Origin of the sequence: Macellibacteroides sp. (assembly GCF_050251695.1) — a bacterium.
In the GTDB taxonomy this organism is placed as follows: Bacteria; Bacteroidota; Bacteroidia; order Bacteroidales; family Tannerellaceae; genus Macellibacteroides; species Macellibacteroides fermentans.
The window spans coordinates 1-8,666 of record NZ_JBFWMI010000114.1; the positions used below are offsets into that span (position 1 = coordinate 1).

8 protein-coding genes and 1 other RNA gene are annotated in these 8,666 nt (G+C 48.2%); 3 read left to right on the top strand and 6 right to left on the bottom strand.

Features of this window, described 5'->3' with window-relative positions; genetic code table 11:
• Positions 1 to 158: 158 nt before the first annotated feature.
• From AB7E53_RS13225 to AB7E53_RS13240, 4 genes are all read right to left on the bottom strand, one after another.
• Positions 159 to 2,036: a TonB-dependent receptor gene (locus AB7E53_RS13225; protein ID WP_446776173.1), complete on the bottom strand. Its 1,878-nt coding sequence runs from the start codon at positions 2,034 to 2,036 to the stop codon at positions 159 to 161.
• Between the two features lie 93 nt (positions 2,037 to 2,129).
• Positions 2,130 to 2,531 (bottom strand): nickel-responsive transcriptional regulator NikR, encoded by a 402-nt coding sequence (nikR, locus tag AB7E53_RS13230; RefSeq protein ID WP_079683879.1) that lies wholly within the window; start codon positions 2,529 to 2,531, stop codon positions 2,130 to 2,132.
• Between the two features lie 60 nt (positions 2,532 to 2,591).
• Positions 2,592 to 4,049: a hypothetical protein gene (locus AB7E53_RS13235; RefSeq protein WP_446776175.1), complete on the bottom strand. Its 1,458-nt coding sequence runs from the start codon at positions 4,047 to 4,049 to the stop codon at positions 2,592 to 2,594.
• 11 nt (positions 4,050 to 4,060) lie between these two features.
• Positions 4,061 to 5,800 carry a DUF6057 family protein gene (locus AB7E53_RS13240; RefSeq protein ID WP_446776177.1) on the bottom strand — a complete coding sequence of 580 codons (1,740 nt, stop codon included), beginning with the start codon at positions 5,798 to 5,800 and terminating at the stop codon, positions 4,061 to 4,063.
• A 136-nt stretch (positions 5,801 to 5,936) separates the two neighbouring features.
• Here AB7E53_RS13240 and AB7E53_RS13245 point away from each other — a divergent pair, with 136 nt between their 5' ends.
• From AB7E53_RS13245 to ssrA, 3 genes are all read left to right on the top strand, one after another.
• Positions 5,937 to 6,716, top strand: coding sequence for a glycoside hydrolase family 16 protein (locus AB7E53_RS13245; RefSeq protein WP_446776179.1), 780 nt, complete (start codon positions 5,937 to 5,939; stop codon positions 6,714 to 6,716).
• Positions 6,717 to 6,744: 28 nt separating this feature from the next.
• Positions 6,745 to 7,656 (top strand): alpha/beta hydrolase, encoded by a 912-nt coding sequence (locus AB7E53_RS13250; RefSeq protein ID WP_446772584.1) that lies wholly within the window; start codon positions 6,745 to 6,747, stop codon positions 7,654 to 7,656.
• Positions 7,657 to 7,714: 58 nt separating this feature from the next.
• Positions 7,715 to 8,113: a transfer-messenger RNA gene (gene ssrA, locus AB7E53_RS13255) on the top strand.
• A 96-nt stretch (positions 8,114 to 8,209) separates the two neighbouring features.
• Here the strand turns inward: ssrA and AB7E53_RS13260 are convergent.
• Entirely contained in the window at positions 8,210 to 8,407 is a 198-nt protein-coding gene (locus AB7E53_RS13260) for a hypothetical protein (RefSeq protein ID WP_446776181.1), read from the bottom strand.
• A gap of 52 nt (positions 8,408 to 8,459) precedes the next feature.
• The coding region (locus AB7E53_RS13265) for a hypothetical protein (protein WP_446776183.1) at positions 8,460 to 8,666 on the bottom strand (207 nt) is incomplete at its 5' end.

The window sequence follows — 8,666 nt, forward strand, 5'->3', positions numbered from 1 at the left end:
GATAAGCGATCAAAATCGAATCGAAAGAAAAATCAATCCAAAATGGGCGGCTTGAAGCTTTTTTGAAAAACGAAACAAAAAAGAAAGAGGATGTGCCAATTACTTTGTTTTGACACACCCTCATTTTTCAGAAATTATAATACTAATCTAAATCAATATCAGAAAGTAACATCAAACCCTCCCATTACGATGGCTTTCGGCATGGGGAAGCCTTCGTTGATGGTGTAGCGTGTTGCTGTAAGGTTTTCTCCCTTTACAAACAGATTGAGTCCTTTAGACTGTGAACCGAAGCGGTAGGATACCTTGGCATTGAGCAGGGCATAATCTTCCTTAACCGGTGTTACGGTGTTTACATACAGGTCGTGGATGGATTGTACATTCACATTGAAGGTGAACCGGCCGGGTTTGTAGGTTGCGTTTGCCGACAGCTTATGGGCAGGTGCAGCCAACAGCGGTTTGCTTGTATGCAGGTAACTGTAATTAAGATCAAAATGCAGCTTGTTGGAAGCCATCCAGATGGTTTCGAATTCGATTCCCTTGTTGGTAAACGAGCCTGTGTTCACGTTACGTGGGCGACCGTCTATACGGGTAACCTCAATCATGTTACTGCCGTCGATAAAGAAGGCGGTCAGCTCCGTAAACAACCGTCCACCCAGGAATTGCTGTCCTACAGAAAGCTCGTAGTTGGTCATCCGTTCCGGTTCCAGATCCGGGTTCTGAGGCGGGAACATATACATTTCGCGGATATTGGGACTCCGGAAGCCTTTGGATACAGACGCTTTCAATGTATTTCCATCTACCGGGCGGTAAGTTATACCGGCCTGGGGAACCCATTCGCCACCGAAGGTACTGTTGTACTCGTACCGTACACCGGCATTGAGGCTCACCTTATCGAACAGCTCCTGCTGCATGATGATGTATCCGGCAGTCTCGCTTACGGATTTGTCCACCAACTCCTGATCCGGACCAACAATACTGTCGTTCCATGCATGTCCGCCCCAGTTCTTATAGTCGACACCCACCGTAAAGAGATTGCCCGGAAGCAGGCGGAAAGATTGGTACAGAAGCACCCCATAGTTATGGTCGTCCGACCGGAAAAGATATCCTCTGTTCATGGCACTGGATGTCATTGGCAGTCCGTCGTTTATCTCGTGGTCGCCCCAGTTGTAGAAGGCACGGATGGCACCGCTGGAATTACCGAAAGTGTTTTCCAGCGCAAAGGAGGTGGTTCCACGCAGAATATCCATCGTATTGTCGCGGATAGGTGCGGTAACCTTACCGGGGTTCTGGTTTTTATATTTAGCCAGACTCACATCGCCGGTCGCTTTGAAGCGGTCGCTTATGGTATAGCCCAGTTTGGCGAAACCGTTGGTGATTTGGAATTCCGAATTGGGACGGTGACCATCGGTACGGTCGTGGTTAAGGGATACAAAGCTGCTGAACCTGCCCACGTTGTAACCGTTGTTTATCATGTACTTCTGGGTATTGTAAGAGCCATACATCACCCGGGCCTGGGTAGAACGTCCCTCCTCATGCTGCCTGCGGGTGATGATGTTTATCACCCCTCCCATGGCATTGGATCCGTATAACAGGGAACCCGGTCCGCGTATCACCTCCACACGCTCCACATCCGATGCCACATAGGTATCCGGAAGCGCATGACCGAACACGCCGGCCCATTGCGGCTGTCCGTCAAACATCACCAACACTTTGTTACTCTGCCCCACTCCACGGATGTTTACGGTTCCGGCAGCCCCTTCGGATATACCGAAGCCGGTAATCCCTTTTTGGGTTACAAAGAGTCCCGGTACACGCTGCGACAGTACAGGCAACAAGGCCGATTCGCTACTGGCTTCTATCTGTTCTCTCTCAATTACAGACACCGACATGGGTACACTGTTCTTGTTCACCTGAATTTTGGTGGCAGACACCACCACCCCGTTCAGATTGATCAGGCTGTCTATCTTTCCTCCGTCTCCGGCATACGAAGCCGTACTTAACAAAAGGCCTAAAAGCATCATTGCTTCTTTTTTCATTCTCTTCCCTTATTTTAATGTTTACACAACTTTCCATAGAATAGTAACACGCTAAACAAAAAAGGTGTTACCGCAGGGCTAAAAAAAAGGACGTCAGTCCGCCCGGCTCATCACCAGTTTACCATGTTTGATGCCCTTAATCGTAATCAACCCGTCCGACAACTCGGTGAGTCGCTGGGCTGTTCCGGTCACGGTTACGATATGGAGACAAAAATTCTGATTTAGGTAATACTGTGAAGACGACAAGATAACATCTTTATATTGCTGCTGAACACGCTCTATCTTCAGGGCGATGTCCTTTTTAAGCTGGTCGTACATAATAATGATGGTTCCTGCCACAACATGGTTGCACTGCCATTTGGTTTCCGCCACATTCTTTTCCACAAGGAAACGAATGGCTTGCGAACGGTTTGCAAACCCATTGTCTGTTACGAATTTATCAAGTGATTCGAGCAGGTTGTCTTCCAGTGATACGCCAAAACGTTTTAATGACATGATCCTTTCAATTTTATCTTTAACGCCGAAGCTATTTTATCGGCGTTAAAGATAGAAAAATTATTTTGAAAACTTTACGTCTGTTCCCTTATCGTTTTTAGCATGCAGGGCGATTTCGCGGCTTTGCTGTTTTACCTTACCGGTAACGAACTCGGGAATATTGTACGATTTCATGAAATCCAGATAGAAGTCGGCCGACTTCTGCGGAAGTACAAAAGGCTTGGAGGCTTTTCCCTGTGCATCTATATAGGCAATATAGGGGCGGGTATAGAGACCGTCCATCCGTCTGCTGCTAAACACAATCCATCTGCTGTTGGACGACCACGAGTGGTAGCTTTCCACATCCGGACTGTTGGCTTCGGTTAGGGGCTCGTGAGTGCCAGTCTGCAGATTCACCATGTATAAATCGGCATCGGCATGCCAGATGGAGAAGTTACCGAAGGAGGCCAGGGTGTATAGCAGGTATTTGCCATCGGGCGATACGCGGGGGAAGGATACGCTTTTCCCGTTCACGGCTGCGTTGTACAGCGTGTCGGTCTGCCCACCGAACGAACGGCTCTCCGGATCAAAGTCCACGCGGCACAGACTGTACTTCACCTCTTCGAAAGAGGCGGGCATCTCTTTGGCTTCTGCCGAACAATAGTAAAGCGATTTCCCATCGGGCGAAAAGGTGGGGAAGGTCTCGAAGGCATCCCTGCCGCTCAACCGCGAGGAGGTTACAATCTCGTGCTTCTCTACATCGTACACCACCACATCCGACTCCAGGTCGTACACCTCGATGCGGTTCCGGCTATTGGAATGAAACGACTGCTGGGTTTTGTTGACCGAAAAAGCGACGTATTTGCCCGACGGATGCCACGAAGGATACACCAGTGGCGAGATGGTTTCGGGCGTTTTGGTATTCAGTTTTTCAATCTTCCCGCCATCCACTATCATCGTACCCGGATAGGTGGCACGCATGTGGAACAGCATCTTTTCGGGATTCTGCATACAGAAAGAGTGGCAGTTCACACAGTTATTGTCGGTCATCTTATTCTCGTAGATAGCGGACTCGCTGTAGGTTGCCAGTTCGCGCTGGTAGATGCCCATCTTGTTCCACAATTCATACCCCGGTTCGATCAGACGATACACAATATAGGGGTCGATAGGCTCGGGAGCCACCTGCATGGTGTACGGAGCGTACCCCACCCACCCTTCGGACTGCTTTTCGAATACGCGCACCGTGATGCTTTTACCCGTGGCAGAAGCTAACAACGTCTCCCACTTTCCGGAGGGAATCTCTACCCTGCCCTTGCTGGCAGCCACCTCGAAGGAATCGGTTGCCGAGGCAAACCGTACCTGCACATCCCCCTTAGCCTCCTTTACCTCAAAGTTCAGAGGAGCGATGGCAGCGGGGATGGTCACCTCCTTATAATCGGGCACAATAACAGGCAATTCGGCCAGCTGTTTGCTTACGGTGACTGTTTCCGTACAGCCTACCAATAGCGAACTTAATACGATACAAAGTGATTTATACATAATTAAACAGGTTATTTGAACATATAAAAATACCAGTAGGTCTTTCCGTACGATCCCGCCAGCAGGTCGCCTGCATTGGGATAATTACGGTTGGCCACCACCTGGCGTTTGTAATCGGAAAAACGTCTCACCACCTCCTGGGTAACACCCCGGGTGCGCCAATAGGCGGTATCCTTTTCGGCAAAGGCAATCACCGCCTCCTGGTAAGGAACGGGCAGCGACGGCAACACCGGTGTACCATGATACTTGTCTATCAACTCTTTAAACTTGGCAAGATCTTTGGAAAGCAGGCATACTCCGGCCAGATACTGAAAGGCAGCCTTGTGCTGCGGATTAGCCACAGCCACAGTCTCCAAATCGGCCAAGGCACCGTTTAAGGCAACCAACCGGCTTGTATCCGGCAGGCAGCGACGCATGCTTCCCAGCAGCGGATCCTGCTCGATCAATGCATCATTCCCAAGAAACTTACGATGCGAAGCGGCCCATTTATCGTAGAAGAAGGTATGTTCCAACAGCGAAATATATTTTTCGGCCACCGGATAAGCACCGTATATCAGGTTGGTCTGCACCAGACGCATCAACATACGGGGACTCCCATATCCGTGTACCGCCACATTTCCTTCAAAGGCCATCTCCTGAGCAGAGGCAATATCCCCTATGGCAAAGTACACATCGCTGAGCAAGGCCGACACCTCCGCCGTCTTGTTCCAGTTCACCATCAGGCTTCTGGGTTCGCGCTGGTCGAAAGCAAACATCTGGTCGCCCAACATTCCCTCACGGGCCAAAGCCATGTTCAGGTAGTTCATGTAAAGCAGGTTGGTCACTTTCCCCTTACATGCCTCTATAATTTTAGGCCATTGCTGCGTACGGGCATAGAAGTCGAGCTCTTTCAGTTTGGCCGATTTAAAATCTCCGTAGCTTTGGATGCCCCAATAGGTGAAGCCCACAAGAACAGCCGCTAACACCCCTTGCTTGAGCCACATGGTTCTCCCCTGCTGCTTACTGCTCAACAGCTTTACCGCAAACAAAAGGAAAGGCAGGATCCACCAGGAAATATAGATAGACGCCACCGGAAGGGATTGCGGATGGTAATAGGCATCGGGCAGCAAAGCAAAACGGTAATGACCAAAGCAGGCGAAGCGTACCGAAACAAGGGCCAGCACAAAAGTGACAGTCACCGGCAATGCAAACAGATACCAACGCTTTGTACGGTTCAGAATCGTTATCACAAACAGACACAGGGCGTACAGGATGGCAACGGAACCCGACAAAAAGAACAGTCCCACCGCAACCAGCGTAGCCGCAATAAGCCGTTTCGTAGCATCTGCAATACGTAACGTAAGATACAAGGCTCCCAACATAAAGAGATAGGCCACCGTACCCTGGGTATAATAATTGAAGTTAAAGTGAGCCAATAGCAACGAAACCAGGGGGAAAAAACTGCAAACAAACCCGTATTTACCCGCATTCAGGCGTTTAAACAACGCTTCGCACAATATACCGGCACATGTAAGGAGTATCGACACCACCAGCGGACCTGCATAGGGAAGCATAAAGAACTGTGTCATCCACTCGGCCATATATACAGTAAGTCCGCCCGGAACCTTTAATGCAGAAAGAAAGTAATCCGTTGTAAACAGAAACAATTGATTCTGTTCAATATAATAAAAGTGATACGAGCAACAAAGCTGTAAAAAAACAAACAAGCATACCGCCACCAGAGGCCAGCGGAAAGAGATTAGGTGCTTCATGGTATTATCATCTATGTTGCAAATGTACTGGTTTTTGACAAGCCTTAAAAACTTACAGGCAGATTATTTAATCTATTTTCAATATGTTGTAAAAATCAAATAAGATACTTACCTTCGTATTCAAATTACATGATTTATGAAACCATTCATCCTCCTTCTTTTTTGTACAATTTGTTTGCTGCCGCTGCAGGCTCAATACAATCAGCAGCTCAAGCTTGCATGGTCTGAAGAGTTTAATTACGAAGGATTGCCCGACCCGGCAGTCTGGGACTACGAGACGGGGTATATCCGGAATCACGAAGCTCAGTACTACACCCGGAATAAGAAGAATGCATACGTATCCAACGGATGCCTGGTAATTACGGCCCACAAGGAGAAGGTAGACACCTTTTCATACACTTCGGCCAGCATCAATACCCTGGGCAAAATGGAATTTTTCCGCGGCCGCATCGAGGTTTGCGCCAAGATACCCACCGGAAAAGGGGCCTGGCCTGCCATTTGGATGATGGGAACCGACAGATCCACCGTGGGCTGGCCCGAATGCGGCGAGATCGATATCATGGAAAATGTGGGTTACGATCCGCTACGCATCCATGCCACCGTACATACTCCCGGGTCCAAACGCGATCCCGAAGCAGTGATACGCAGCAATTCGGTAAAGCTGAACGATGCCTTCAGTGCATTTCATATATTTGCCGTGGAATGGTATGCCGACCGGCTGGACTTTTTCGTGGACGAAAAACTGATTTTAAGTTACCGTAAAGACGATCAGCTGCCCGAGTACTGGCGGTTCGACAAGCCCCACTATCTCCTGCTCAACCTGGCAGTGGGAGGAGCCTGGGGAGGATCTCAGGGAATCGACAACAGTATATTCCCGCTTAAATATTATGTAGACTGGGTACGTTATTACAACTAAACATAAATCCTACTAAAACAAACTCGTTATGAAAAAAGGAAATTTACTTTTCCTGTTGATTACTAATCTTATTACAGGTTCAATTATGGCGCAGGATAAACCCATCCAGTTGTTTCCCAAGGGCGCTCCCGGCGAGCAGACCAAGTTGATTGAAAAGGCACTGCCCGAAGGCGGGAAAGTGGGAGGCGCTTCCGTACTTCGCCTTTCGGGAGTAAGCGATCCCACCATCACCATATACCCAGCCTCCGACGAAGTGGCCACAGGCGCGGCCATGGTTGTTTGTCCGGGTGGCGGATACGAGATTCTGGCGTACGACCTCGAAGGAGACGAAATCTGCCAGTGGCTTAATGAGATCGGTGTTACCGCCGTATTACTTAAATACCGGGTACCCCGCCGTACAGGGCTCGAAAAGCACACGGCACCTTTACAGGATGTACAACGTGCCATCAGTCTGGTAAGAAGCAAAGCCGAAGAGCTGAACCTGGACCCGCAGCGTATCGGGGTGATGGGCTTCTCTGCCGGAGCTCACCTGGCAGCGATGGCCAGCACGAGTTATGATAAACGTACCTATCCGGAGGTGGATGCCGCAGATAAGGTGAGCTGTAAACCCGACTTCTGTCTGCTTGTTTATCCGGCCTACCTGGATGGACCAAACTTCACCATCGCTCCGGAGCTGAAGGTAACAGCCCAGACCCCTCCTACCATGCTGGTGCAGACCGAAGACGACAAATCATACATCAACAGCAGCCTTTTCTACTACTACGCATTGAAAGAGGCCGGAGTACCTGCCACGATGCACCTGTATAGCAAAGGCGGACATGGTTACGGTTTGCGCGACACGGGAAATGCAGTAAACGAGTGGCCATACCGTGCCGAAGAGTGGTTTATGGAACTGGGGGTTATCGAACCTGCAGAGGCCGAAGGCGATCTTAGCGAATAAATTAGGATAAAATATACCGCGGTACAAAGATTATTCGTATCTTTGTACCGCAAATCAAGGGGCTGACCGGTTTTGACAGCGGGCAGAAGTGGTTTGTAAGCATGTAGTGCGTGGTTGGCTTGCACTGTAATCTCAGACAACAAAATTTTAACTGGCGAAAATAATTACGCTCTCGCTGCTTAATCGAAGTATAGTAGATTAAAGCTTAATCCCCGCAACAGTTGTGGGGACGTTACATCACCCGGATGCTGTTGTTCCGAAGCGGTCCGACCCGGTGGTGCAGAAATATCGGAGATAGTTTGCGGGATGCCTCGGATCGCAAGCGAAACATAGAGGATAAGGGTTGAGTTGGTGGCTTCGGTCTTGCTCCTCCCCGACAATTTAAGCGAAGATAAACATGTAGAAAGCAAATTAATTCCTCGTTTGGACGAGAGTTCGAATCTCTCCAGCTCCACCCAAGAGAGCCAGCAGGCAAACAAAAGAGTGTAATCAGCAACCGCAGATTACACTCTTTTTTATGTCCATTCGCAACGCTACCTATAACCGTCACAAATTATTTACCCCTGTATCGCAAAAGCCTCTCTTCATTGGCTTTCTTCATTCCTGTAAGTTCCGAATCAATCAAAGGTTTTAATTCCTTTGCCAGCATAAACATATTTGTCGAAAATAAAACGGGTATACCATTTTCATCCATCATTTGATTGACGGAAATTGAGAAACGCTGTGCCTTGATACTCTGCGTTTTTTGCATATAATACTACTCCCACATTCAAGTTTCATTTATTTTTCTTTTCATTCTTTTTCTATGGAAGAGGATTTTCTATACTATCAGATTCTGATTTCTTTTTTATATTATATCTCACACAATCAAATAATAAAGTACAAAGGTTATCAATGTCTTTGTATTCTACTTCAATAGCATCAAAACCTTTATCATCAGAAGGCTTATCTTCTACTTTGAATATTAAATAATACGAATATAAAGCATGTGTTCCCCCAATATATTGTTT